General features: G+C 64.9%; 22 protein-coding genes. 6 read left to right on the plus strand and 16 right to left on the minus strand.

All coding sequences use genetic code 11. The features are described from left to right. Nucleotides 1-52: 52 nt before the first annotated feature. Nucleotides 53-604 carry an LPS assembly lipoprotein LptE gene (lptE, locus tag AC24YW_RS23210; RefSeq protein ID WP_487484871.1) on the minus strand — a complete coding sequence of 184 codons (552 nt, stop codon included), beginning with the start codon at nucleotides 602-604 and terminating at the stop codon, nucleotides 53-55. After that, a complete protein-coding gene (gene leuS, locus AC24YW_RS23215; RefSeq protein ID WP_487484872.1) occupies nucleotides 591-3,227 on the minus strand; it encodes a leucine--tRNA ligase in 2,637 nt (878 codons plus the stop codon). Before leuS ends, lptE begins: the two co-directional genes overlap by 14 nt. A gap of 191 nt (nucleotides 3,228-3,418) precedes the next feature. On the opposite strand from leuS, the gene AC24YW_RS23220 reads away from it, so the two are divergent. Next, entirely contained in the window at nucleotides 3,419-4,465 is a 1,047-nt protein-coding gene (locus AC24YW_RS23220) for a GGDEF domain-containing protein (RefSeq protein WP_487484976.1), read from the plus strand. Nucleotides 4,466-4,566: 101 nt separating this feature from the next. On the opposite strand, the gene AC24YW_RS23225 is transcribed toward AC24YW_RS23220, so the two are convergent. Continuing rightward, entirely contained in the window at nucleotides 4,567-6,270 is a 1,704-nt protein-coding gene (locus AC24YW_RS23225) for a diguanylate cyclase domain-containing protein (protein ID WP_487484873.1), read from the minus strand. 109 nt (nucleotides 6,271-6,379) lie between these two features. Here AC24YW_RS23225 and AC24YW_RS23230 point away from each other — a divergent pair, with 109 nt between their 5' ends. Further along, nucleotides 6,380-7,069 carry a YggS family pyridoxal phosphate-dependent enzyme gene (locus tag AC24YW_RS23230; RefSeq protein ID WP_487484874.1) on the plus strand — a complete coding sequence of 230 codons (690 nt, stop codon included), beginning with the start codon at nucleotides 6,380-6,382 and terminating at the stop codon, nucleotides 7,067-7,069. A gap of 37 nt (nucleotides 7,070-7,106) precedes the next feature. Here AC24YW_RS23230 and AC24YW_RS23235 read toward each other — a convergent pair whose 3' ends face one another. After that, nucleotides 7,107-7,676 (minus strand): L,D-transpeptidase family protein, encoded by a 570-nt coding sequence (locus AC24YW_RS23235; protein ID WP_487484875.1) that lies wholly within the window; start codon nucleotides 7,674-7,676, stop codon nucleotides 7,107-7,109. A 207-nt stretch (nucleotides 7,677-7,883) separates the two neighbouring features. On the opposite strand from AC24YW_RS23235, the gene AC24YW_RS23240 reads away from it, so the two are divergent. Then, the gene (locus tag AC24YW_RS23240) at nucleotides 7,884-8,570 is read left to right on the plus strand and encodes a response regulator transcription factor (protein WP_008142830.1); all 687 of its coding nucleotides are present in this window, start codon (nucleotides 7,884-7,886) and stop codon (nucleotides 8,568-8,570) included. Nucleotides 8,571-8,628: 58 nt separating this feature from the next. Then, nucleotides 8,629-9,072 carry a cyclic nucleotide-binding domain-containing protein gene (locus AC24YW_RS23245; RefSeq protein WP_018646009.1) on the plus strand — a complete coding sequence of 148 codons (444 nt, stop codon included), beginning with the start codon at nucleotides 8,629-8,631 and terminating at the stop codon, nucleotides 9,070-9,072. Between the two features lie 140 nt (nucleotides 9,073-9,212). Here AC24YW_RS23245 and AC24YW_RS23250 read toward each other — a convergent pair whose 3' ends face one another. The 11 genes from AC24YW_RS23250 to AC24YW_RS23300 form a co-directional block, all read right to left on the minus strand. Beyond that, complete coding sequence (locus tag AC24YW_RS23250) at nucleotides 9,213-10,028, minus strand: exodeoxyribonuclease III (protein WP_487484876.1); 816 nt, start codon at nucleotides 10,026-10,028, stop codon at nucleotides 9,213-9,215. 171 nt (nucleotides 10,029-10,199) lie between these two features. Further along, the gene (locus AC24YW_RS23255) at nucleotides 10,200-10,958 is read right to left on the minus strand and encodes an outer membrane lipoprotein carrier protein LolA (RefSeq protein ID WP_487484877.1); all 759 of its coding nucleotides are present in this window, start codon (nucleotides 10,956-10,958) and stop codon (nucleotides 10,200-10,202) included. 152 nt (nucleotides 10,959-11,110) lie between these two features. Next, nucleotides 11,111-13,591 (minus strand): DNA translocase FtsK, encoded by a 2,481-nt coding sequence (locus AC24YW_RS23260; protein WP_487484878.1) that lies wholly within the window; start codon nucleotides 13,589-13,591, stop codon nucleotides 11,111-11,113. A gap of 8 nt (nucleotides 13,592-13,599) precedes the next feature. Continuing rightward, nucleotides 13,600-14,814, minus strand: a complete 1,215-nt coding sequence (locus tag AC24YW_RS23265) for an aminotransferase class I/II-fold pyridoxal phosphate-dependent enzyme (RefSeq protein ID WP_487484879.1) — start codon at nucleotides 14,812-14,814, stop codon at nucleotides 13,600-13,602. A 321-nt stretch (nucleotides 14,815-15,135) separates the two neighbouring features. Further along, complete coding sequence (locus tag AC24YW_RS23270; RefSeq protein WP_487484880.1) at nucleotides 15,136-16,584, minus strand: ammonium transporter; 1,449 nt, start codon at nucleotides 16,582-16,584, stop codon at nucleotides 15,136-15,138. A gap of 37 nt (nucleotides 16,585-16,621) precedes the next feature. Then, the gene (locus AC24YW_RS23275; RefSeq protein WP_008142813.1) at nucleotides 16,622-16,960 is read right to left on the minus strand and encodes a P-II family nitrogen regulator; all 339 of its coding nucleotides are present in this window, start codon (nucleotides 16,958-16,960) and stop codon (nucleotides 16,622-16,624) included. A gap of 433 nt (nucleotides 16,961-17,393) precedes the next feature. Next, a complete protein-coding gene (locus tag AC24YW_RS23280; protein ID WP_487484881.1) occupies nucleotides 17,394-17,996 on the minus strand; it encodes an ATP-dependent Clp protease proteolytic subunit in 603 nt (200 codons plus the stop codon). A gap of 42 nt (nucleotides 17,997-18,038) precedes the next feature. Further along, nucleotides 18,039-18,395: an SRPBCC family protein gene (locus tag AC24YW_RS23285; RefSeq protein WP_487484882.1), complete on the minus strand. Its 357-nt coding sequence runs from the start codon at nucleotides 18,393-18,395 to the stop codon at nucleotides 18,039-18,041. A 12-nt stretch (nucleotides 18,396-18,407) separates the two neighbouring features. Further along, nucleotides 18,408-18,722 (minus strand): ArsR/SmtB family transcription factor, encoded by a 315-nt coding sequence (locus tag AC24YW_RS23290; protein WP_018646000.1) that lies wholly within the window; start codon nucleotides 18,720-18,722, stop codon nucleotides 18,408-18,410. Between the two features lie 66 nt (nucleotides 18,723-18,788). After that, complete coding sequence (locus AC24YW_RS23295) at nucleotides 18,789-20,090, minus strand: ammonium transporter (protein WP_487484883.1); 1,302 nt, start codon at nucleotides 20,088-20,090, stop codon at nucleotides 18,789-18,791. 134 nt (nucleotides 20,091-20,224) lie between these two features. After that, nucleotides 20,225-20,563 (minus strand): P-II family nitrogen regulator, encoded by a 339-nt coding sequence (locus AC24YW_RS23300; protein ID WP_008142802.1) that lies wholly within the window; start codon nucleotides 20,561-20,563, stop codon nucleotides 20,225-20,227. Between the two features lie 260 nt (nucleotides 20,564-20,823). On the opposite strand from AC24YW_RS23300, the gene AC24YW_RS23305 reads away from it, so the two are divergent. Next, nucleotides 20,824-21,720 (plus strand): DUF4339 domain-containing protein, encoded by an 897-nt coding sequence (locus tag AC24YW_RS23305; RefSeq protein ID WP_487484884.1) that lies wholly within the window; start codon nucleotides 20,824-20,826, stop codon nucleotides 21,718-21,720. Between the two features lie 40 nt (nucleotides 21,721-21,760). Here AC24YW_RS23305 and tesB read toward each other — a convergent pair whose 3' ends face one another. Beyond that, nucleotides 21,761-22,624 carry an acyl-CoA thioesterase II gene (gene tesB, locus AC24YW_RS23310; RefSeq protein ID WP_487484885.1) on the minus strand — a complete coding sequence of 288 codons (864 nt, stop codon included), beginning with the start codon at nucleotides 22,622-22,624 and terminating at the stop codon, nucleotides 21,761-21,763. Between the two features lie 208 nt (nucleotides 22,625-22,832). Between tesB and AC24YW_RS23315 the strand changes: the two genes are divergently transcribed. Further along, nucleotides 22,833-24,053 (plus strand): ubiquinone biosynthesis hydroxylase, encoded by a 1,221-nt coding sequence (locus tag AC24YW_RS23315; RefSeq protein WP_487484886.1) that lies wholly within the window; start codon nucleotides 22,833-22,835, stop codon nucleotides 24,051-24,053. Nucleotides 24,054-24,237 lie beyond the last annotated feature (184 nt).

The raw sequence follows: 24,237 nt of genomic DNA on the forward strand, positions 1-24,237 counted from the left end.
TGATCGAGATCCCGGGTTCACGCTGCGCGTGCCCCGGAATGACGGGAATGAATCAGGTCCCCGCGGTGAAGAACGAGGCGAGCCGGGTTGTGATGTTCTCGGCGATCTCGTTGGCGGCGCGATCTTCGGCATCGCGCACGGCGCGGGTGCGCGAGAAGCGCTGATAGGACCCCGGCATGTCATAGGACACGCGCGAGAAGGTTGACCCGGTCATCACCGACCGGCCGGTCGCGACCTCGACCAGATTGTACTGGGCGTCGATGCCGAGATTTTCGCTGGTCGGCAATCCCGTCGTAGCGCTGACGATCAGGGAGGAGCGGCTGGTGGTGAAGCGGATGTCGAGCCGGTGGGTCGGCGGCATGCCCGTCGCCGTGCCGTAAAGCTTGAAGGCCAGCGCGTTGCGGATTTCGACGCCGACGCGGGCCTCGCGGGACGCATTGGGCTTGGCGATCGGGGGCAGCTCGACCCCCATCAGCTTCTCGCGCAGGCCCGGGGTGCCGTCTGAGCGCTCGGCATACATCGGCTGGAAGCAGCCGGCCGTCATCGCCGCCAATGCGGCGACTGCCAGCAAGCGGGCTGCGATACGGATCCTAGCCGACAACATTCACGATCCTCTTGGGGACGATGATCACCTTGCGGACGGGCTTGCCGTCCAGGGCCAGCTTTACCGCATCGAGGGCCAAAACGGCAGCCTCGATTTCCGGATTCTGGGCCGCTGTTGCAACTGTGACCTCACCCCGCTTCTTGCCGTTGACCTGCACCACCAGGGTCACGCTGTCTTCAACCAGCAAATCGCGTTCGATTTGCGGCCAATCGGCCTCCGAAACCAGTCCCTTCTGACCCAGCACCTGCCAGCACTCCTCGGCCAGATGCGGCATCATCGGCGAGAACAGCTGCACCAGGATCCGGCTGGCCTCCTGGATCGCCCAAGCCAAATCTGGAGCGAGATCCGGGGCGGGCTGGCCGGGGCGCTGGAGCACCTCCGAGAAGGCATTGGTGAACTCGCGGATATGGGCCAGGCAAACGTTGAAGTGCAACCGTTCGATGCCTGATGTGACCTTGTCCAGCGCGCCGTGGGCGGCCTTGCGTAACGCCGTGGCGTCGGGGCCGAAGCTGGCCGGGCGGGCCGCCGGCGCAGCCTTGCCCAGCTCGACGGCATCGTTCACCAGCCGCCACAGCCGCTGCACGAAGCGCGAGGCGCCCTGGACGCGCTCGTCGCTCCAGATCACGTCGCGGTCGGGCGGGGAGTCCGACAGCATGAACCAGCGGGCGACGTCCGCGCCATAGGTCTCGATGATGTCGTCGGGGTCGACCGTGTTCTTCTTCGACTTGGACATCTTCTCGATCGGGCCGATCGCGATGTCTTCGCCCGTCGTCAGCAGCGTGGCACGGCGTCCGTTGCCGCCGACCTCGACCTTCACCTCGGCCGGCTGCACATAGCTGCCGTCGGCCTTCTGGTAGGTCTCGTGCACCACCATGCCTTGCGTGAACATGCCGGCGAACGGCTCGTCCAGCGCGATGTGCCCGGTTGCCTTCATCGCGCGGGTGAAGAAGCGGCTGTAGAGCAGATGCAGGATCGCGTGCTCGACGCCGCCGATATATTGGTCGACCGGCAGCATCCGGTTGGCGACCGCAGGCGTCGTCGGCGACGCCTCGTTCCAGGGATCGGTGAAGCGCGCGAAATACCAGGACGAATCCACGAAGGTGTCCATGGTGTCGGTCTCACGCTGGGCCTTGCCGCCGCATTTGGGGCAGGTGACGTGCTTCCAGGTCGGATGATGATCGAGTGCGTTGCCCGGTCTGTCGAAGGTCGCATCGTCGGGCAGCTTGACGGGCAAGTCGGCATCCGGCACCGGCACCACATCGCACGTCGGACAGTGAATGACGGGAATCGGGCAGCCCCAATAGCGCTGGCGCGAAATGCCCCAGTCGCGCAGGCGGAAATTGACCTGCCGCTCGCCCACCGGCGCATTGCCACGCAGCTCAGTCTCGAGCCGCTTCGCCACCTCTTCCTTCGCCTGCTCGATGGTCATGCCGTCGAGGAAGCGCGAATTGATCATGCGGCCGTCGCCGTCATAGGCGGTGTCGGTGATGACGAAGCTGTTCGGGTCCTGGCCTTCCGGGCACACGACGGGCGTGTTGCCGAGAGCGTATTTGTTGACGAAATCGAGGTCGCGCTGATCGTGCGCCGGGCAGCCGAAGATGGCGCCGGTGCCGTATTCCATCAGCACGAAATTGGCGACATAGACCGGCAGCTTCCAGCTGGGATCGAACGGGTGCACCGCGCGGATGCCGGTGTCGAAACCCTGCTTCTCCGCGGTGTCGATGATCTCCTGCGCGGTGCCGATCTTCTTGATCTCGGCGATGAACGCCGCAAGCTCAGGGTTCTTCGCTGCAGCGGCCTGCGCCAGCGGATGATCCGCCGAGATCGCCATGAACTTGGCGCCGAACAGCGTGTCCGGGCGCGTCGTGAAAATCTTCAGCTCGCTCTCGCCTTCCGGCGTCGTCGCCGCATCCAGCGCGAAGCGAATCAGCAGGCCCTCCGAGCGGCCGATCCAGTTGCGCTGCATCAGCCGCACCTTGTCGGGCCAGCGGTCCAGCCCGTCGAGCGCCGACAGCAGCTCCTGCGAGTACTTCGTGATCTTGAAGACCCACTGGTTCATCTCGCGCTGCTCGACGACGGCGCCGGAACGCCAGCCGCGGCCGTCGATCACCTGCTCGTTGGCGAGCACGGTCATGTCGACGGGGTCCCAGTTCACCTTACGCTTCTCGCGCTCGGCAAGCCCTGCGCGCAGGAAGTCCAGAAACATCTTCTGCTGGTGCTTGTAATAGGAGGGATCGCAGGTCGCGATCTCCCTGGACCAGTCCAGCGACAGCCCGATCGAGCGGAGCTGCTTCTTCATCGCGGCGATGTTGTCGTAGGTCCAGGCCTTCGGGGCGACCTTGCGCTCAATCGCGGCGTTCTCGGCCGGCAGGCCGAAAGCGTCCCACCCCATCGGATGCAGCACGTTGAACCCCTTGGCGCGCATGAAGCGGGCCAGCACGTCGCCGAGCGTGTAATTCCGGACATGGCCGATATGGATGCGCCCGGACGGGTAGGGGAACATCTCGAGCACGTAATATTTCGGCCGCGCATCGTCGTTCTTGGAGACGAAGATCGCTTGCTCGTCCCAGAGGCGTTGCCAGCGCGGTTCGGCGTCGCGGGCGTTATAGCGTTCGGAGGTCATGGAATCGTTGGGTTTTCGTGGTTCGGCCGGCTCAAGACGGCGGACTAGGCCATAGAAGCCCTTAAGGGGTCAATGGGTTGCCGCGTTCTGGAACCTTGACGACCCCCTCCGCATAACTACGAGGGTCCGCGTTGGGGCGTGATTAAGGCGTCGATGCCAAGTTGCAGCCCGACAAGGTCGCGTTACCGCAGATGGATTCCCGCTTCGACGATCCCGATTACGACTATGCCGCGTCCATCGCCGGGCGGGCGATGCGGAGCATGGCCGAACAGCGGGTTGCACCGACCCCGGCCAACTTTGCCGTCTGGTTCCAGTATTTCGCGGGCAGCCATGACGATCTGCGCAATGCGGTCGATCTCCTGATCGACCACAATCGTCCCTTCGACGCCCAAACCAATCAGGATCTGTTCGAGACCTACGTCGCGCCCCAGGTGAGTGCCGTCGTGGTCGACACCTCAGAGCGGCTGCAGGCGTTGATGGGGACGGCGAAGGAGTTTCTGGCGACGGCGATCGCCGACAATCATTCGCAGATGCAGGTCATCAGCCAGGTGGCCGACCAGGGCAAGGCCGGCGTCGATCCAAAGCTGCTGGTTGCCCAGCTCATGAACGAGCTGGCGCGGGCGGCGACGCGGGCGACGCGGCTGGAGGCAGGCTTTGCGGAAAAGACCCGCGAACTCGACGTGATCCGCGATTCGCTGTCGCGATCCGAGCAGCGCGCCCGGACCGACACGCTGACCGGCCTTGCAAACCGGCGTGCCCTCGACGAATTCCTGCGCAAGGCGCAGACGACCGCGGAATGGGGCGAGCCGCTCAGCGTGCTGATGCTGGACATCGACCACTTCAAGTCCTTCAACGACAATTTCGGCCACGGCGTCGGCGACCAGGTGCTGCGCCTGATGGCCAAGGTGCTGCGCGAGAAGGTTCGCGCGCAGGATCTGCCGGCCCGCTATGGTGGCGAGGAGCTGATCGCGGTGCTGCCGGACGCCGATCTCGCCGCCTGCGCCGAGATCGCCGAACGGATCAGGCGCGCGATTGCCGAAGCCACGATCACGCGTCGTTCGACCGGAGAGACCCTGCCCGGCATCAGCGTGTCGATCGGCGTGGCGCAATACCGGACCGGCGAGGCGATCACGGATCTGATCGAACGCTGCGACCGCGCGCTCTATCTGGCCAAGGGCGGCGGCCGCAATCGCGTGGTGACGGAGATCGAGCTCGAGCGGGCCGGGGCTGCGGGGTAGCTTCGGATGAGACGATAGCCCGGCATGACGATGTGGAATCTGTCGTGTCCGGAAGTGCACAGTTCAGATGCCGCAAGCGGGCGAGGTGAAGCAATAGCTGACTAGGCACTCGCCCGCATCATCATCTCGGCCGCGCCGATCTCGATCGTCTGCACGCCGTGCTCGACGACGTTGTTGCGGCCGCGGTGCTTGGCGGCGTAGAGCGCGGCGTCGGCGGCTTCGATCAGATCGCCCGGGCGCAGGGTCTCGTTCGGCTTGGTCGCGGCGACGCCGATCGAGACCGTAACGATCATGTGGTTCGAGGTGATGTGCGGAAGACAGAGCCTCAGCACGGTCGAACGCACCTGCTCGCCGATCTCGACGGCGCGCGTCACGTCGGTGTTCGGCAGCAGCAGGCAGAACTCCTCGCCGCCGTAGCGGGCCGCGAAGCCCATCGTATCGGCGGCGATGCCGGAAAGCGATTCGCCGAGCCGCGTCAGGCAGGAATCGCCTTCGAGATGGCCATAGGTGTCGTTGAACAGCTTGAAATGGTCGACGTCTATCATCAGCAGCGCCAGCTCGCTGCCATATTGCTGCGCGCGCATCCATTCGAAATCCAGCCGGCTCTGGAAGCCGCGGCGGTTGGCGAGACCGGACAGCATGTCGATCGAAGCCATCACCGTCAGGCGGTCGTTGCTTGCGATCAGCTCGCGCTCGCGTTGGCTCAGCTGCGCGGCCATCGCGTTGAACGCGCGGGCCAGCGGCACGAACTCGGCGGGCAGGCGATTGCGCGCGGCACGCGCCGACAGGTCGCCCTCGCCGAGCCGCTTGGCCATGTCGGCGAGCATTTCGATCGGCTTAATCACGAGCTTTTCGGCTGCGATCAGCGCGCCGAGCAGGACGAACATGAGCACGAAGGCGAGCTGCAGATAGGCGGTGCGGATGTCGCGGCTGACCGCTGCGGACACCTTGTCTTCGTCGATGCTGGCGATCAGGCGGGCATTGGTGCCGGCGATGCGGATATAGCTGACCGCGCGGTGGGAGCCGTCGGCGGCGATGAAGGACAGCGAACCCTCATCCTGATCGGAGCGCAGCGCCTTGTCGGCGATCGCGGACATCAGGGGCATGTTGTCGAGTGGACGGCCGACCGCGCTGTGCTGATCGGCCGGGGCCGCCAGCACGATGCCTGCGCTGTCGACCAGCACCGCAGTGATGCCGGCGCGACCGCCCAGATTGTTCATGACCTTCGACATCCAGTCGAGATTGACGGTGGCGAGCACGACGGCATCAGCCACGCCGCTGAAGGCGGAGACCGGATAGACCGCCATCACCGTCGGCGAAGGCACCGGCCGCGACATGATGAAGTCGCTCAGCACGAAGCGGCCGGTTTCCTGGGCCTGCTGGAAGTACGGCCGGTCACTGAGATCGAGGCCGACATACATGTTGTTGGTGGCGCATTGGATGCGGCCGTCCTGGCCGGCGATCAGAAGCGTGCGGATCCAGGGCAGGCTCGACGGCAGGCTCGCGCGCAGCACGTCGCAGCTCTTGCTGATGCCGCCGGCGGAGGCGCGGATGAAGGCTTCCGATTTCAGAATGGTCTCGACCGACGAGATTACCTGGCGCTGCGCATCGGCGCTGTGCCTCGCCACCGTGGTGAATTCAGCCGCGGCCTGCGCAACTTGCCGCGCGCGCGTGTCTTCGAGAGAACGGATGCGCTCGATCATCAAGGGCGTCACGAGAATCACCGCGAGCAACGCAAGCCGCGCCCGGATACCGAGAACCTGCTTGAGTTTCGCGCGCTTGCGGTTGAGACTGACGCTTGCCATTTTCGCTACCCACCCCGCGGGCTAAGGTAAAGCGAAGGGTTCAAAAACTGTTTCTTGAACTCGGTAAAATTGGACCTAACCCGGGTTCGGGTCACAACCAAGAGACGTCATGACGGAAGCCAACGTCGCGCCGGTAACCGGCCATTCACCAAACGCGCTCGCCGCGGTCGAAGACGAAATTGCACGCGCCTGCAGGGACGCGCAGCGTGACCGCGCCTCGGTCACGCTGATCGCCGTGTCCAAGACCTTCGCGGCGGATGCAATTATCCCGGTAATCGCCGCCGGACAGCGCGTATTTGGCGAGAATCGGGTGCAGGAGGCCAAAGCCAAGTGGCCGGCGTTAACGTCTGCTTACCCCGATATCGCGCTGCATCTGATCGGGCCGCTGCAATCCAACAAGGCGAAAGAGGCGGTCGCGCTGTTCGACGCCATCCATTCGGTCGACCGTCCGAGCATTTGCCAGGCGTTAGCCAAGGAAATCGAATCCCAGAACAGGCACCCGCAGCTGTTCGTTCAGATCAACACCGGCGAGGAGCCGCAGAAGGCCGGGATTGCCCCCGGCGAGGCCGATGCCTTCATTGCAAGCTGCCGCGACACCTACGGGCTGACGATCTCCGGATTGATGTGCATCCCGCCGGTCGACGAGCCGCCCGCCGCGCACTTTGCGCTCACCGCCAAGATCGCCGCGCGCAATGGCTTGACGAATCTCTCGATGGGCATGAGCGCCGATTTCGCGACCGCGATCATGCTCGGCGCCACCCACGTGCGCGTCGGCAGCGCGATCTTCGGGCATCGGTAGTTGCCGTTGGCGCTCCTCGCGATGACGGCGGTGCCCCTCACCCGATGATGATCTTCGTGCGCGGGCCCAAGCGCCGCAGCAATTGCAGCATCGCGGATTTCGTCATGGAGACGCAGCCGGCGGTCGGGCCGAAATTGTCACGGGCGAGGTGCAGGAACACAGCGCTGCCGCGGCCGGCGATGCGGGGCCGCGTGTTGTGGTCGATCTCGATGATGAAGTCGTAGAGATGGTCGGCGCGCTGGAGCCGGTCGCCGCCCTGCCCCTCTCCGAGCCGGATGCGCTGATTGTAGCGGCGGTCCCGCGGATCTTCGCACCAGGCGTCCACGCCGGTGATCACCCGAGCCGGCAGGAACGTCCGGGGACGGCTGTGCCGGTCGCCCCGCCACCACAATTGCCTGGGCCGGAAGCTGCCTCTGGGGGTGCCGCCATCGCCCTCGCGCTTGTTGGCGAGAATGCCGCCTCGCCCCAGCGCAACCGGAATGGTCAGCGCTCCCGCCGTCAGCCAGCCCCGGCGCGGATTGCCGGCAGCAGGCTTAACGCGGATCGCCGAGAGCGGACCGGCGCCTCGATTCCTGGCGTAACCGACTGAAGCTGCTTTATTTTTCATGTGAATATGCAATGTCGAATTCATTACAGGACATTCATCCAAACGTCCTGCTATCTTGGGTTAGAGTGCTTCCGGCTTGTGAATCGGTAACAGCCCACTACTTCAACACGAACAACAATAATAATGACGAACGACCTTAAACTTCCCCTCGCGGCTGGGTGCGGCATGGATGTGCCGCCGAGCCGGACCCTAAAAGGATGACCCCCCATGGCCAATGCCCGCAAGATCCTGATCGTGGATGACGATACCGATCTGCGCGATACGTTGGTGGAGCAATTATCGCTACACGAAGAATTCGAAGCCTCTGCGGTCGATACCGGCGCCAAGGGCGCCAGCGCCGCGAAGGCCAATTCCCCCGATCTGGTTCTGATGGATGTCGGTCTGCCCGACACAGACGGCCGCGAGGTTGTCCGCTCGCTGCGGAAGGGCGGCTTCAAGGCCCCGATCATCATGCTGACCGGGCACGACACCGATTCCGACACGATCCTGGGCCTGGAATCCGGCGCCAACGACTATGTGGCAAAGCCCTTCCGCTTCGCGGTGCTGCTGGCCCGCATCCGCGCCCAGCTCCGTCAGCACGAAGCCAGCGAGGACGCGGTGTTCTCGGTCGGACCCTATTCCTTCCGTCCCGGCTCGAAGATGCTGACTGCGGCCAATGCCCGCAAGGTCCGCCTCACCGAGAAGGAAACCGCGATTCTCCGCTTCCTCTACCGGGCCGGCCAGATGCCGGTGTCGCGCGAGACCCTGCTCCAGGAGGTCTGGGGCTATAATTCCGGCGTCACCACCCACACGCTGGAAACCCACATCTACCGCCTCCGCCAGAAGATCGAGAAGGACGCCGCCAACCCGGAGATCCTGGTCACGGAAGCCGGTGGCTACAAGCTGGTGCCGTGATACGCTTCGATGGCGTGCGAATCGTTTTAGATCGCACGCCTTCGAGCCTCGGACCTGAATGTCAATCGACGATGATGTAGCGCTTCTCGAGCGTGTCCCGACACTGCGCCTGTTGGGAGACGCCTCGTTGCGCATGCTGGCGATCGGCTCGGAGCAGCGTGACTTCGTCCGCGGCGACGTCCTGTTCAATCTCGGCGACGATGCCGATGCCGGCTTCGTGGTCCAGCGCGGCGCCTTCCGGGTCGAGGACGGCGCCGGTGCCGAAATGATCGCCGGCCCCGGCGCGCTGATCGGCGAGCTCGCGCTGGTGGTGCCGATGAAGCGGCCGTCGAGCGCGATCGCGCTGGAGCATTCCTCCGTCATCCGCGTCGCCCGCAGCCTGTTCCAGCGCGTGCTCGAAAGCGATCCCGCCGCGGCGGTGCGCCTGCGCGACGAGTTCGCGGTGCGCTCCAGCCAGATCGCCAGTGATATCCTGATGGCGGGTGCGAAGCTGACGAGCTGAACCCTCGTCATTCCGGGGCGCGACGAAGTCGCGAACCCGGAATTCACTTCTCCACTGTCGCTGACGCACGATGGATTCTCAGGTGCGCAATTGCGCACCATAGCTCGCGCCAAGTGCCGCGCCCCGGAATGACCGCAGAGCTACACCTCCAGTGTCACCGTGACGGGCACGTGGTCCGACGGGCGCTCCCAGCTGCGCGCATCGCGGAGAATCTTGAAATCGCTGACTGCATCCTTCAGCGCGCGCGAGACCCAGATGTGGTCGAGCCTGCGGCCGCGATCGCCGACGGTCCAGTCGGCGGAGCGGTAGCTCCACCACGTATAGACCTTCTCCGACATCGGAATGCGATCGCGCGCGACGTCGACCCATTCGCCGGCTTCGAGCGCCGCCTTCAGCTTCTCGGTTTCGATCGGCGTGTGCGAGACCACTTTCAGCAGCTGCTTGTGCGACCACACGTCGTTCTCGTGCGGGGCGACGTTGAGATCGCCGACCAGGATGTGGCGGTCCTCACCGCGCGGATGCAGCGGCTCGCAGGCCGTCATCTCGTCGAGGAAGCGGAGCTTGTGATCGAATTTCTCGTTCAGCGCGGGATCGGGAATGTCGCCGCCCGCGGGTACGTAGAAATTATGCAGCACCAGCGGTTTTGCGATGCCCGCCTTTTCCCCGAACGACACCGAGATGTGGCGCGAATCCACCTTGTCGCAGAAGGTGCGGACGTCCTTCGATTCGAACGGGATCTTCGAGACGATGGCGACGCCGTGATAGCCCTTCTGCCCGTTCAGTGCGACGTGCTCGTAGCCGAGCCGCTTGAAGCGCTTCAGCGGAAAGGCATCGTCGATGCACTTGGTCTCCTGCAGGCACAGCACCTCCGGCCGCGCGCTCTTGAGAAACTTCGCGACCAGGTCGATGCGCAGGCGCACCGAATTGATGTTCCAGGTTGTTAGGGAAAGACGCATGGAAGTCGTCTAACAAACTCCATTCGTCATGGCCGGGCTTGACCCGGCCATCCACGCCTTTTTGTCAGACCCGAAACGGGGATGCCCGGGCCTTCGCCTCGCCGAAGCGGCTTCGGCCGCGCAGGCGGGACAAGCCCGGGCATGACGGTCATCCGAGCGGACGTCAAGCGTTCAACCCCGCGAGGGCGTGTTGTAATTGGTGAAATCGATCTTGAACATGTTGGGGTCGAGCTTCTTGCTCGAGTCCAGATTGTACACCGCGATCGTCGTGTCGTAGCCCTGCGGATCGGTGACGGTCCACTGCTTGAGCTGGCCGTCCTTGGCGCCGAACATCAGCAGCAGGCGGCTGGTGCCGACCAGGGCCTGCTTCTCCTCGATGGTGACGCTGACGAAGACGTCGTCGGCCGAGACACCAACGACATTGGTGTCCTTCATCAGATCGATGCGGTCGGACAACAGAAAGCGCAGCGGCGTCTGCGACAGCGGATAGACGTCCTGGGTCGCGAGCTTGCGGTCGCGCACCACGAGCGAGGATCCGTCGGCGACGATGTCGATCGGGCTCGGCGCGTCATATTCGAAGCGAACCTTGCCGGGTTTCTGGATGTAGAAATCGCCCTGCGTCTTGCTACCGTCGGGACCGACCTGGACGAAATTCCCGACCAACGTCTGCAGCGACGACAGGTACGCGCTGACCTTGGCCGCCTGCGCCTTCTGGTTGGCGTCGAAGGTCTGGAAGATGCTGCTCGGCACGTTGCGCCGCGGATCCGGGATCACCGGATTGGGCGGCGTCTGCGTCGCGCCGGTGACGGCCGGCCCGCCGCCGGACGCGCCGCCGTCACGCCCCTTCGGCGCGGGCTTCGGCACCGGCACGGTCTGCGCGAACGAGGCAGCGGTCACCATCGCGGCGGTGACGAGAAGCACGCCGGCCATGCGCGCGCTTCGCGCGGCGATCGTGGCAGCGAATCGAATGTCCGGATGTCTGATCAACGCGTCGTCCTGTGTGGCTGGGCGCCCTTTTACCGTGATTTCGGGCAAAAGCAGATATCGAATTTGCGTGAAATGTTGCTCAGAGGCTCCTCGCCTCACATATGGCTGTCTTCTTCCTCGACCAGAATCTCGCGCTTGCCAGCATGGTTGGCGGGACCGACGATGCCCTCCAGTTCCATGCGCTCCATCAGCGATGCGGCGCGGTTGTAGCCGATTTGCAGACGGCGCTGGATGTAGCTGGTCGACGCCTTGCGATCGCGTTTGACGATCGCGACCGCCTGCTGGAACAGATCGCCGCCGCCATCGCCGCCCATGCCGGTCGCGTCGAACACCGCGCCGTCCTCGTCCTCGGCCGGCTCTTCGGCGGTGACGGCTTCGAGATATTCCGGCTGTCCCTGCGTCTTGAGGTGACGCACCACCTTCTCGACTTCCTCGTCGGAGGCGAACGGTCCGTGCACGCGGCTGATGCGGCCGCCGCCCGCCATGTAGAGCATGTCGCCCTGACCGAGCAGCTGCTCGGCGCCCATCTCGCCCAGAATGGTGCGGCTGTCGATCTTGGACGTGACCTGGAAGGCGATGCGGGTCGGGAAGTTCGCCTTGATGGTGCCGGTGATGACGTCGACCGACGGACGCTGCGTCGCCAGGATCACGTGCAGGCCTGCGGCACGCGCCATCTGCGCGAGGCGCTGCACCGCGCCTTCGATGTCCTTGCCGGCGACCATCATCAGGTCGGCCATTTCGTCGACGATGATGACGATGTAGGGCAGCGGGTCGAGCGAGAGCTTCTCTTCCTCGTAGATCGCCTTGCCGGTCTCCTTGTCGAAACCGGTATGCACCGTGCGCGTCGGCTCCTCGCCCTTGGCTTTCAGTTCGAGCAGGCGCGTGTTGTAGCCGTCGATGTTGCGCACGCCGAGCTTGGCCATGTTCTTGTAGCGCTCCTCCATCTCGCGCACGGCCCATTTCAGCGCGACCACCGCCTTCTTCGGGTCGGTCACGACGGGCGTGAGCAGATGGGGAATGCCGTCATAGACGGAGAGCTCGAGCATCTTCGGATCGACCATGATCAGGCGGCACTGGTCCGGCCGCAGCCGGTAGACCAGGCTGAGGATCATGGTGTTGATCGCGACCGACTTGCCCGAGCCGGTGGTACCGGCAATCAGCATGTGCGGCGTGCGCGCGAGGTCGATGATGACGGGGTCGCCGCCGATGGTCTTGCCGAGGCAGAGCGGCAGCTTTGCCACCGTGTCGGTCGCCTCCTTCGCCACCAGCAATTCGCGCAAATAGACTTTCTCGCGATGAGCGTTCGGCAGCTCGATGCCGATCGCGTTGCGCCCGGGCACGACGGCGACGCGCGCCGACAGCGCGCTCATCGAGCGGGCGATATCGTCGGCGAGCCCGATCACGCGCGAGGACTTGATGCCGGGCGCCGGCTCCAGCTCGTACAGCGTGACCACCGGACCCGGATTGGCCTTCACGATCTCGCCGCGGACGCCGAAATCCTGCAGCACGCCTTCGAGCGAACGGGAATTGTTCTCCAGCTCGGCCTTGCTGAGCGGCTGGCGATCGCCGGCCTTCGGTGCGGCCAGCATGGAGACGGAGGGAAGATCGAACTTGTCGGAGGATTTCTTGGAAGCGGGCTTCGGCGCGGCCTTCTTCTTCGGGGCGCGCGCGGCGGGCTCCTCCTCTTCCTCCTCCTCGTCATCCAATTCGTCGTCGTGCTCGTCCTCGTAATCCTCGGCTTGAGACTGCGGCGAGATCGGCGGCGCTGAGCGGCCGCCGCCGAGATTCGGCTCCTGCCGGCTGAACTGGGCGGCCTTGGTCTTCGGCCCGCTCGAGACCAGCGAGCGGTAGGCAGCACCACACAGCCAGATCAGCCGCGCCTTGGTGCTCATCAGGGCATGGAACAGCCAGCCCAGCGAGACCGAGCCCCGATCGCTCTCCTCGTCCTCGTCGAGCGGCTTGTCGTCATCGGCGGCCTCAGCGAGCTCGTCGTCCTGCTCGCGCGCGCCGAGGCCGCAGGCGATCAGGAAGGTCGCTGTCATCGCGGCGAACAGGATCGTGCCCAGCACGATGCGATAGATCGTGCCGGCCGGCCCGAAGATCACCGCGGGGGCGCGCACCAGCGCATCGCCGACCACGCCGCCGAGGCCGGTCGGCAGCGGCCAGGCCCCGCCATGCTGAAAGCAACTGACGAAGCCTGCCGCGATCACCGTGCAGAGAATCCAGGAGCCGAGCCGCAGCGCCTCGCGATCGAACGGCCGATGCGTCATCATGCGCCAGCCCCAGACCGCAACGGTCAGCACCAGCATGATCGCCCCGAGCCCCAGGATCTGCATGGCGAGATCGGCGCCGATCGCGCCGGCATAGCCGAGGATGTTGCGGATCGGCCGCGAGGTCGCGTGGCTGAGACTGGGATCCTGCACCGACCACGTCATCAGCGCCGTGGAGGCGATGCCCGCCAGCGCGATCAGGCCGAGACCGGCGAGCTCGCGCATGCGCCGCGCCAGCCCCTCGCGGATCGAGGGCGGCAGATGGCCGACCAGAGGAATGACGCGTTCGATTGCCGACATGCTCATGGGCCCGCCTAACCCAGAGTCTCGACCAGCCGGTGCAGCGCCTGCGCCGTGGTCTCGCCGTCCTGCACCAGCGCCAGGCGGATATAGCCTGCGCCGGGATTGAATCCGTCAGGCTGCTGTCGCGCCAGGAAACTGCCGGGTACCACGCGCACGCCGGCTTCCCTGAACAGCTTGAGCGTCACCGACACGTCGTCGCCGATCTCGGAGGTGTCGAGCCAGACGCAGAAGCCGGCATCGGGGCGGCGATAGCCGTAACGGTTGCCGATGATCTGGTCGGCGAGATCGAACTTGATCCGGTACAGCCGGCGATTCTCCTCGACATGCGCCTCGTCGCCATAGGCGACCGTCGCCACATGCTGCAGCGGTACCGGCACCTGGGGCGCTGCGATGTTGCGCAGCTCGAGGAACATGCCGATGAACTTCTTGTCTCCGGCGGCAAAGCCGACGCGCAGGCCCGGCAGGTTGGAGCGCTTCGACAGCGACTGGAACGCGACCACGCGCGTGAAGTCGGGGCCGGCGCATTCCAGCGCGCTGCCGGGAGCCTCGCGGGTGTAGATCTCGGAATAGCACTCGTCGCTGAGGATCACGAAGCCATAGCGGTCGGCGAGCTGCTTCAAGCGCTTGAAATAATCGGGCTTCGCGACCGATCCCTGCGGATTGGCAGGCGAAGCCAGGTAGAACGCCACCGTGCGCGCCAGCGTCGCCTCATTGATGGCGTCGAGGTCGGGCAGGAAGCCGTTCTCGACCGTGGTCGGCAGATGCACCGGCTCGCAAGCGGCCGCAAGCGCGCCGGCGCCGTAGACCGGATAGAACGGGTTCGGCATCAGGATTGCGGGCTTGCCCGGACGCGGGCCGACATAACGCGCAGCCGCGATCGCGGCGAGGAACAGCCCCTCGCGGCTGCCATTGAGGACGAGAATCTCGCTCTCGGGATCGAGCGGCCGCGGCAGCTTGAACCGCGTCGACAGCCAGGCCCCGGCGGCGTTCCGGAACGGGTCGGTACCCTTGTTCGCGGGATAACGGCCGAAATCGGCGATGTGCTTGGCCAGCACCGGGCCGACGAAGTCGGGCACGGGGTGCTGAGGTTCGCCGACCGCAAGCGAAATCAAGGGCTTGCCCGGCTGATGCGGGGCCAAAAGCTCGTTCAGCCGGACGAAGGGCGAGCGTTCGGAATCGGAGCCATTACCGCCCTGCGGCGCACGGGATGAAGCGGTCAGAGCCATTCGTTGGGCGCCAGTACTCTTGGAACGGCCGGTCACTACCAAAGGCGCCGGCGGGAAGCGGTTCAGTCCACCATAGATAGGGCGAGGTTAAGACGCGATTAACCATCGGCCGCCGCCCGCGTCCAGAGCGGGAATAATGGGGATAGCGGCGGTGCATGCACGGTCTGCGCTCCCCCTGTCGGCGCGTACAGCCGGAGCCATCAAAAGAAAGGGGCTCCAGCTTGCGCTGGAGCCCCTCAACGGTCAGGGCATTGCCGGGTATGTGCCCGAACCGTAGTTGTGGACGCGGCCCCCTAGGAGACCGCGCCCGGGAGGAGAGGGTTACATGTTGTAGGCGCGCTCGGTGTGCTCGGTGATGTCGAGGCCTTCACGCTCGCTCTCGACATTGGCGCGCAGGCCAACGATCACATCGACGACCTTGAAGATGATCGCCGAACCGACGCCCGACCACACCAGCGTGGTGAGGACGGCCTTGATCTGGGCGAGCATCTGCGTGGCGAAGTCGTAATCGGCGACCTTCGGCGGAATCGCCGTGTAGTCGATGATGCCGGCGCCGCCCAGCGCGGGGTTGACGAGAATGCCGGTGCCGATGGCGCCGACGATGCCGCCGATGCAGTGTACGCCGAACACGTCGAGCGAGTCGTCGTAGCCGAGCGCGTTCTTCACGACGGTGCAGAAGAACAGGCAGACCACGCCGACCACGAGGCCGAGGACGATCGCGCCCATGACGCCGGCGAAGCCGGCCGCAGGCGTGACCGCCACGAGACCCGCGATCGCGCCGGAGATGACGCCGAGCACGGAGGGATGGCCCTTGATGATCCACTCCGCGAACATCCACGACAGCGCAGCGGCCGCGGTGGCGACGAAGGAGTTGGTCATGGCGAGTGCAGCGCCGCCGCTCGCCTCGAGGTTGGAGCCGGCGTTGAAGCCGAACCAGCCGACCCAGAGCAGCGAGGCGCCGATCATCGACATCGTCAGCGAGTGCGGAGCCATCAGCTCCTTGCCGTAGCCGACGCGCTTGCCGATCAGGAGAGCGCCGACGAGGCCTGCGATGCCGGCGTTGATGTGCACCACGGTGCCGCCTGCGAAGTCGATCGCGCCCATCTTGAAGATCCAGCCGGCGTCGGCGTTGATCTCGTCGAGCTTGGCTTGCGCCGCGGTCTTCGCCGCCGCGTCACCCGCTGCAGCGAGCGCCTTGGCCGCGTCCTGGATCAGATCCGGGCCGGGCCAGTACCAGACCATGTGCGCGATCGGGAAGTAGATCAGCGTGACCCAGAGCGGAATGAAGAGCGCGATGGCCGAGAACTTCATGCGCTCGGCGAAGGCGCCGACGATGAGGGCCGGCGTGATCGCCGCGAAGGTCATCTGGAAGCACATGTAGATGAGCTCCGTGATGTTGGCGTCGACCGAGAAGGTCGCTGCCTTCGTCTCGGTGGTGACGCCCATCATGAAGGCCTTGGAGAAGCCGCCGATGAAGTCGGAGCCGCCGGTGAAGGCGAGGCTGTAGCCGTACACGGCCCAGATCACGGTGACGACGCAGACGCTGTAGAACACCTGCATCAGGACCGAGAGCATGTTCTTGGAACGGACCAGGCCGCCGTAGAACAGCGCGAGGCCGGGGATCGTCATCAACAGCACCAGCACTGTCGATGTCAGCATCCAGGCGTTGTCTCCCTTGTTGACCGTTGGCTCGGCGTAGGCTGCGGTCGCAGCGAACAGGCCGACTGCGAGAGCCGCCAGTCCCGCGCCATAGGGACGCTTGAACGTCATATTGTTTACTCCTGCTTGGATAAGGTTGAGCGCGAAATCAGAGGGCCGCGGCATCGGCCTCGCCGGTACGGATGCGCACCGCGTGGTCGAGGTTGATGACGAAGATCTTGCCGTCGCCGATCTGTCCGGTTTTCGCCGCGGACGTGATGGCGTCGATGGTCTTGTCGACCTGGTCGGAGGCGACAGCGACCTCGATCTTGATCTTGGGCAGGAAGCTCACGGCATATTCGGCGCCGCGATAGATTTCCGTATGGCCCTTCTGGCGGCCATACCCCTTGACTTCCGTCACCGTGAGACCGTGAACGCCGATGGCGGTCAGGGCGTCACGGACTTCTTCAAGCTTGAATGGCTTGATGATCGCCATAACAATTTTCATGGGTCCTATCCCCGCTTGGGCCCGGTCCGGACGTGGCCCGGGCGTTCTCGACTGGTTCGCCACGAGGGAGAAGTTTCACTACGCGGGCACAGCCGGACCCCTAGAATCAAATGCCGTGCCAGATCAGGCGGATTGCCTAACAGACTATGAAGACGGGGGTTTTCGCCTTTGGAGGGTGTTGCAATGCAGTGCGCTATTACGTCGCGCTTAAAACGTGGTCACGGCTGCTCAAAACGAGGGCAGGACAGCCTCCCGACACAATGTTGCTCACGTGTCGGGCAGCATGAAGGTATTTCAGTAGCGACCGTGCCCATCGGAGGGCTGCGTCCTGCTGCAAACCATTCACCTCTCAAGTTCCTGCTCACGCGATGCGCGCCGCAAGGCGGGCATCCTGATCAAGACCAAGCTGGTATTAAGGCCACGGTTGGGCCGGTCAGGCGGGGTCGCGCGCAGCAAAAACCCGGTCGATCAATCCCCATTCGACCCCTTGCTGCGCGGTCATGAAGTGATCGCGATCCAGCGTCCGCTCCACCTCCGCCTCGGAGCGCCCGCAATGCCGCGCATAGAGCCGGATGAGGCGCCGCTTGGTTTCCTGCATCTCGTTGGCGTGGATCAGGATGTCGGATGCCTGGCCCTGAAAGCCGCCGAGTGGCTGATGGACGTGAAGGCTGGCGTTGGGCAAGGCGGCGCGGTGCCCGGGCTCGCCGGCCATCAGCAGGAACGAGCCCATCGAACGCGCGGTGCCCATGCATAGCGTATGAACCGGCGCCTTGATGAACTGCATGGTGTCGTACATTGCGAGACCAGAGGTAACCACGCCACCGTAGGAATTGATGTAGAGGTTGATCGGCCTGTTCGGATTCTCGGCCTCGAGGAACAGCAATTGCGCGCAGACCAATCCTGATATCGCGTCATTGACCTCGCCGTTGAGGAAGATGATCCGCTCGCGCAAAAGCCGCGAGTAGATGTCGAAGGATCGCTCGCCGCGGGCGGATTGTTCGACGACCATAGGGACGAGCTGAAGCATGTCGCGCATCGGCGACCTCCATATCTTCAAGGTGATGAAGTCTGTTTGGGCTTAAGCCGCCGCGCGCATCACGCAGCGATTGCTGTTGGCGGCTTGCGGCAGCTTTGCGCTGACGTCGCAGGCTTGCTGGATGATGCGAAAGCGGGTGCCGCCGTCCGCGTTCGGCTCGATCCGGAAGATCACGTGGCTTTCGCGAAACGGCGGTTCGGAATCGCGAAGCCGGTAGCGCACCTCTTCGCCCGTGATGGCCGATTCCGGCTCGGCACCGGCAAGGTCGTAATCCGGCAACCAGCGTTCGCGCAGCGCCGGAATGGTGACTGCGCGCCAGACCTTTGCCGGCGGCGCGTCGAATTCATATTCGAGCACCAGTTCTGCGTTCGAGGGATCAGGTTTCGCTGCGTCGCTCATTGATCCAGGTCCTTATTGGTCCATGTCCTTCAAGAGATCGGCGAGTGCCTCCATGCGCTTCGGCCAATAGGCGCGGTAGCGCGCGAGCCATGCCCCGATGGCGACAATTCCGTCCGGGTCGACTTCGTAATTGACAAAGCGCCCCTGCCGCTGCTCGCGCACAAGGCCGGCCGCGCGCAGCACCGAAAGATGCTGGGACATCGCCGGCTGGCTGATCTCCAACCCATCGCGCAACGCGCTGGCATTCAGGCTTCCGCCAGCGAGCTTCTCGAAGACCTTGCGGCGTGTGGGGTCAGCGAGCGCCTTGAAGATGTCAGCTTCGATCATGACGACACATAAGCATTTACTTATGTGTTGTGCAAGCCCGGAATCAAAGCTCGGACGCCCGATCGCCTACTGAAGCGCTTCACCGTGCTGCGAGATATCGAGTCCTTCGAGCTCGTGCTCGCGGGATACGCGCAAGGGCACGAACAGGCCGACCAGCTTGAGCAGGATGAAGCTGACGCCCGCAGACCAGACGAAGGTGACGGCGACCCCGTAGAACTGGATCAGGAGCTGCTGCGGATGGCCCTCCAGCAGGCCGGCGGTGCCGCCGATGGCGCTGGTCGCGAACACGCCGCCGAGCAGGGTGCCGGTCAGGCCGCCGATGCCGTGGACGCCGAAGACATCGAGCGAATCGTCGTAGTCGAAGCGGTGCTTCAGCCAGGTACAGGCCCAATAGCAGACCGCACCGGCGATGATGCCGATGACGATGCCGTGCCAGGGCGCGACGAAGCCCGAGGCCGGGGTGATGGTGCCGAGACCTGCGACCGCGCCGGAGATCATGCCGAGCACCGAGGGTTTGCGCCGCGTCGACCATTCGATCGCGCCCCAGGTCAGCGCGCCGGCGCAGGCGGCAAGATGGGTCGCGATGATCGCCATCACCGCGCGTGAATTCGCTCCGAGCGCCGAGCCGCCGTTGAAGCCGAACCAGCCGACCCACAACAGGCCGGTGCCCATCACCGCGAGCGACAGATCGAACGGCGAAAGATTCTCGGTGCCGTAGCCGTGACGGCGTCCCATCACCTTGGCTGCAACGAGGCCGCCAGTGCCGGCCGACAGATGCACGACGAGACCGCCGGCGAAGTCGAGCACGCCCATGCGGGCGAGGAAGCCGCCGCCCCACACCCAATGCGCCAGCGGAATGTAGACGAAGATGAACCAGGCGACCGAGAACAACAGATAGGCCGAGAAGCGCATGCGGTCGGCGACCGAGCCCGCGACCAGCGCCACCGTGATGATGGCAAACGTCATCTGGTACAGCATGAACAGCGATTCCGGGATCGTCTTCGCCGCGGGGTTGACGCTATCCATGGTCATGCCGGCGAGGAACCAGCGATCGAGCGTGCCGATCCACGGGCCGTCGCCGACGAAGCACAGCGAATAGCCGAACGCAACCCAGAGAATGGAGATCAGCATCACCGCGGCCAGGCTCTGCGCCATGGTGGCGAGCACGTTCTTCTTGCGCACCATGCCGGAATAGAACAGCGCGAGCCCCGGGATCGTCATCATCAGCACCAGCGCCGTCGCGACGATCATCCAGGCCGTGTCGGCGCTGTTGATCTCGTTAGCCGCCGCGTGCGCCGGCGCAGCCATGGCGGACACAAATCCGATTGGCGCAGCCATGACAGCTGCGCGGCGCGACAATCCCGCCATATCGTTCCCCCCCGGCATCAATTTGCGTCGCACATCGTGGCGTCGTTGCCCGGTGCGATCGAAGCAGTCGTGTCAAAGCGTTTTCGAGCGAAGTGGATACCGGTTCGCGTGACGAAAACGCGTCGAAACAAAAGTCAGAGCGCGTCGCTGTCGGTCTCGCCGGTGCGGATGCGCAGCGCGTGGTCGATCGGCGTGACGAAGATCTTGCCGTCGCCGATCTGGCCGGTGCGCGCCGTCGCGGTGATCACGGCGACCGCCTTGTCGGCGACGTCGGATGCGACCGCGATCTCGATGCGCAGCTTCGGCAGGAAGTTCACGACATATTCGGCGCCGCGATAGATCTCGGTGTGGCCCTTCTGCCGGCCATAACCCTTCACCTCGGTCACGGTCATGCCGTGCACGCCGATCGCCGTCAGGGCCTGGCGGACCTCATCGAGCTTGAACGGTTTGATGATCGCGACAACGAGTTTCATGGTCAGGCCTATTCGCTGGGATGCGCCGCGCCGTATGTCCCCGGCGCTGCGTCAATCTGGCATCTTTCCGGGCAAATGGCACAAAAAAGTTGCAGATTGAAGCGGAAAAACGTTTGGCCAAGGGAGGTCATGTGAACGGCCGCCTCTGTACAGGGCAGCCGTTCATCATTCACAATGCATTTTTGGCATGGATGCGGTGAACCCAGGCGTGAACCGAAGCGTCCCGGCCGGCACATACGTAAGTTCGAGGGGGACGTTCCATGGCGAGTTGGTTCTACGCATCCGAGGGTAAGCAGCAGGGCCCCTTTCCGGAGGGGCAATTCCGCGACCTCGTTGCACAGGGCGTCGTGCGTCCCGACACCTTGGTCTGGACCGAGGGCATGGCCGGCTGGCAGAAGGCCGCCGAAATTCCCGGCCTGATCGGCGGCGGTGCGCCACCGATGGTCCCGGGGGGCGGCCCGCCGATGATGAGCGGAAGTGGCTATGGCGGCGCTGCGGGCTACGCCAGCGGCGGATCGCTCTCGGTCGATTTCGGCATCCTCGAATTCACATGGCGCACGATCGTCCTGCTGATCGGCATGATCTTCGTCATCCCGGCGCCCTGGGCCTTCGTCTGGTACACCAGATGGATCGTCTCCTGCGTGAATGTCCCCGGACGCCCGAACCTCAGCTTCACCGGCAATGCGATGACGTTGGTGCCGTGGTATTTCGGCTTCATCGTTCTCGCCATCGCGCTCGGCTTCGTCGGCAGCGAGATCCTGAGCAATCTGCTGTTCATCGTGCAGATCGTGCTCTACTGGCTCCTGATCAAATGGATGGTCGCGAACCTCGCCTCCAACGGGCAGCCGCTGGGCCTCAGCTTCACCGGTTCGGTCTGGGCCTATATCGGCTGGAATCTGCTGTTCGCGATCTCCATCATCACCATCATCGGCTGGGCCTGGGTGGCCGCGGCCCAGATGCGCTGGGTCTGCCGCAACATCGAGGGCACGCGGCGCGAGATCGTCTTCAAGGGCTCGGGTCTCGACATTCTCTGGCGCGGCATCGTGGCCGCCATCCTGTGCGCCTTGATCATTCCGATCCCGTGGGTGTACCGCTGGATCATGAACTGGTTCGCCTCGCAGACCGAGCTCGCGCCGCGCGGCTCGCGCGGGGCATGATCTGAACGGCCTCAGGCGCTGCTCGTCGCGCTCGAAGCGATCAGGCCTTCCGCTCGCGCACCGAGCCTTCCTGCGTGACGGAGGCGACCAGCGTGCCGTCCGGTTTGAAGATCGAGCCGCGGGTCAGACCCCGGCCCGATTGCGCGCTTGGCGAATCCTGCGCGTAGAGCAGCCATTCATCGGCGCGGAATGGGCGATGAAACCACATCGCGTGGTCGAGGCTCGCCGGCATCATGCGCTTGTCGAACAGCGTGCGGCCATAGCGCGCCATGATCGCGTCGAGCAGTGAGAAGTCCGAGGCGTAAGCGAGCGCGCACATGTGCAGCGCCGGATCGTCGGGTAGCTTGGCGGCGGTCTTGATCCAGACGTGGATGCGGCCGTCGTCGATCTTCTGGCCGAAGTAACGGCCGAGCTCGACCGGGCGCAGCTCGATCGGCCGATCGGATTCGTAATAGCGGCGGATGAAGTCCGGCATCTCCTTGAACATCGGCTGCTTCGCCACCTCCTCCGCCGTGAGCTTTTCCGGCGGCGGCACGTCCGGCATCTTGTCCTGATGGTCGAACGCGGTCTCCTCCTCGGCGTGGAACGACACCATGATCGAGAAGATCGCGTTGCCGTGCTGGATCGCGGTGACGCGGCGGGTCGAGTAGCTCTTGCCGTCGCGCAGGCGCTCGACCTGGTAGATGATCGGGATCTGCGGATCGCCCGGCAGGATGAAATAGCAATGCAGCGAATGCGGCAGCCGGCCCTCGACGGTGCGGCAGGCCGCGACCATCGCCTGCCCGATCACCTGGCCGCCGAACACCCGCTGCCAGCTCGTCTTCGGGCTGTTGCCGCGGAACAGGTTCACCTCGAGCTGCTCGAGGTCGAGGATCGCGATCAGATCGATCAGGCCTTTGGACATGATGGTGCTTTCAGTTGTCTCGTCATTCCGGGGCATCGCACCTCAGCGATGAACCCGGAATCTCGAGCTGATAACCTCGAAACTCCGGGTTCGCGTGTTGCGCGCCCCGGAATGACGGAACGAAGAGCTCACCGCCCTCGTTTCACCGCACTGTTTCGCCCAGCTCAAGTCTGCTAGCAAGACCGAGAATTGACCGGGAAGCTTTGGTATGTCGGTACAGGGTAGCATTGTCATCGGTGGCGGCGCGTTCGCGGGGCTTGCGCTGGCCTTGGCGCTGCGCCAGGGGCTCGGGCCCGAAATCCCGATCGTCGTCGCCGATCCCGCGCTCGGCACGCGGCCGAGCCGCGACCCCCGCGCCACCGCGATCGTCGCCGCCTGCCGCCGCCTGTTCGAGACGATCGGCGCCTGGGACGACGTGCGCGGCGAGGCCCAGCCGATCCTCGACATGGTCGTCACCGATTCCAAGCTGGAGGACGCCACCCGCCCGGTGTTCCTGAACTTTGCCGGCGACGTCGCGCCGGGCGAGCCCTTTGCGCATATGATCGAGAACCGCCGCCTGATCGATGCGCTGGTGCTGCGCGCCGAGGCCGAGGGCATCGATCTCCGCACCACCCCGGTCGCGTCCTACGATGCGCGCTCGGACGGCATCGACGTGACGCTCGGCGACGGCAGCGTGATCGCCGCTAGCCTCTTGGTCGCCGCCGATGGCGCGCGGTCGAAATTACGCGAGCGCGCGGGCATCGTCACCCATGGCTGGGAGTACGACCAGTCCGGCATCGTCGTCACCGTCGGCCATGAGCGCGATCATGAGGGCCGCGCCGAGGAACACTTTCTGCCGGCCGGCCCGTTCGCGATCCTGCCGCTCACCGGCAAACGCTCCTCGCTGGTGTGGACCGAGCGCCGCACGGAGGCCGCGCGCATCATCGCCCTCAGTGACGAGGAATTCCACGCCGAGCTCGAGCAGCGCTTCGGCCTGCATCTCGGCGAGGTCAAGGTGCTCGACAAGCCGCGGGCGTTTCCGCTGTCTTATTTCGTCGCGCGGTCCTTCATCGCCGAGCGCCTCGCGCTGGTCGGCGACGCCGCCCATGTCATCCACCCCATCGCGGGCCAGGGGCTCAACATGGGCGTGAAGGACGTCGCTGCGCTGGCGGAAGTGGTCGTCGATGCGGCGCGGCTCGGCCTGGATATCGGCGGGGCGGACGTGCTCGAACGCTACCAGCGCTGGCGCCGCTTCGACACCATGGCGATGGGCGTTGCCACCAACTCGCTGAACTTCCTGTTCTCCAACCAGTCGACGCTGCTGCGCACGGTGCGCGACATCGGCCTCGGCCTCGTCGATCGCGCCCCGCCGCTGAAGAACCTCTTCATCCGCCAGGCCGCAGGCCTCACCGGCGAGGTGCCGCGGCTGTTGAAGGGTGAGGCGTTGTAAGGGGGCAACCTCTCCTGTCGTCCCGGGGCGCGCGTAGCGCGAGCCCGGAATCCATAGCCACAGGATGTCGTTTGGCGAACACCCGGAGTTACCAGCTCGCGTCATAACCACTCCCTGTGGTTACGGGTCCCGGGCTCGCTTCGCGCCTCGGGACGACAACGAGAGTGTTGCATGGCCGTCGTGC

The sequence above is a fragment of the Bradyrhizobium sp. USDA3516 genome (genome assembly GCF_057651995.1).

What these genes read in the sequence shown, in the direction of transcription:
- lptE (WP_487484871.1), bottom strand. Translation starts at nt 604, where the DNA reads ATGTTGTCGGCTAGGATCCGTATCGCAGCCCGCTTGCTGGCAGTCGCC.
- leuS (WP_487484872.1), bottom strand. Translation starts at nt 3,227, where the DNA reads ATGACCTCCGAACGCTATAACGCCCGCGACGCCGAACCGCGCTGGCAA.
- AC24YW_RS23220 (WP_487484976.1), top strand. Translation starts at nt 3,419, where the DNA reads ATGGATTCCCGCTTCGACGATCCCGATTACGACTATGCCGCGTCCATC.
- AC24YW_RS23225 (WP_487484873.1), bottom strand. Translation starts at nt 6,270, where the DNA reads ATGGCAAGCGTCAGTCTCAACCGCAAGCGCGCGAAACTCAAGCAGGTT.
- AC24YW_RS23230 (WP_487484874.1), top strand. Translation starts at nt 6,380, where the DNA reads ATGACGGAAGCCAACGTCGCGCCGGTAACCGGCCATTCACCAAACGCG.
- AC24YW_RS23235 (WP_487484875.1), bottom strand. Translation starts at nt 7,676, where the DNA reads ATGAAAAATAAAGCAGCTTCAGTCGGTTACGCCAGGAATCGAGGCGCC.
- AC24YW_RS23240 (WP_008142830.1), top strand. Translation starts at nt 7,884, where the DNA reads ATGGCCAATGCCCGCAAGATCCTGATCGTGGATGACGATACCGATCTG.
- AC24YW_RS23245 (WP_018646009.1), top strand. Translation starts at nt 8,629, where the DNA reads ATGTCAATCGACGATGATGTAGCGCTTCTCGAGCGTGTCCCGACACTG.
- AC24YW_RS23250 (WP_487484876.1), bottom strand. Translation starts at nt 10,028, where the DNA reads ATGCGTCTTTCCCTAACAACCTGGAACATCAATTCGGTGCGCCTGCGC.
- AC24YW_RS23255 (WP_487484877.1), bottom strand. Translation starts at nt 10,958, where the DNA reads ATGGCCGGCGTGCTTCTCGTCACCGCCGCGATGGTGACCGCTGCCTCG.
- AC24YW_RS23260 (WP_487484878.1), bottom strand. Translation starts at nt 13,591, where the DNA reads ATGAGCATGTCGGCAATCGAACGCGTCATTCCTCTGGTCGGCCATCTG.
- AC24YW_RS23265 (WP_487484879.1), bottom strand. Translation starts at nt 14,814, where the DNA reads ATGGCTCTGACCGCTTCATCCCGTGCGCCGCAGGGCGGTAATGGCTCC.
- AC24YW_RS23270 (WP_487484880.1), bottom strand. Translation starts at nt 16,584, where the DNA reads ATGACGTTCAAGCGTCCCTATGGCGCGGGACTGGCGGCTCTCGCAGTC.
- AC24YW_RS23275 (WP_008142813.1), bottom strand. Translation starts at nt 16,960, where the DNA reads ATGAAAATTGTTATGGCGATCATCAAGCCATTCAAGCTTGAAGAAGTC.
- AC24YW_RS23280 (WP_487484881.1), bottom strand. Translation starts at nt 17,996, where the DNA reads ATGCGCGACATGCTTCAGCTCGTCCCTATGGTCGTCGAACAATCCGCC.
- AC24YW_RS23285 (WP_487484882.1), bottom strand. Translation starts at nt 18,395, where the DNA reads ATGAGCGACGCAGCGAAACCTGATCCCTCGAACGCAGAACTGGTGCTC.
- AC24YW_RS23290 (WP_018646000.1), bottom strand. Translation starts at nt 18,722, where the DNA reads ATGATCGAAGCTGACATCTTCAAGGCGCTCGCTGACCCCACACGCCGC.
- AC24YW_RS23295 (WP_487484883.1), bottom strand. Translation starts at nt 20,090, where the DNA reads ATGGCGGGATTGTCGCGCCGCGCAGCTGTCATGGCTGCGCCAATCGGA.
- AC24YW_RS23300 (WP_008142802.1), bottom strand. Translation starts at nt 20,563, where the DNA reads ATGAAACTCGTTGTCGCGATCATCAAACCGTTCAAGCTCGATGAGGTC.
- AC24YW_RS23305 (WP_487484884.1), top strand. Translation starts at nt 20,824, where the DNA reads ATGGCGAGTTGGTTCTACGCATCCGAGGGTAAGCAGCAGGGCCCCTTT.
- tesB (WP_487484885.1), bottom strand. Translation starts at nt 22,624, where the DNA reads ATGTCCAAAGGCCTGATCGATCTGATCGCGATCCTCGACCTCGAGCAG.
- AC24YW_RS23315 (WP_487484886.1), top strand. Translation starts at nt 22,833, where the DNA reads ATGTCGGTACAGGGTAGCATTGTCATCGGTGGCGGCGCGTTCGCGGGG.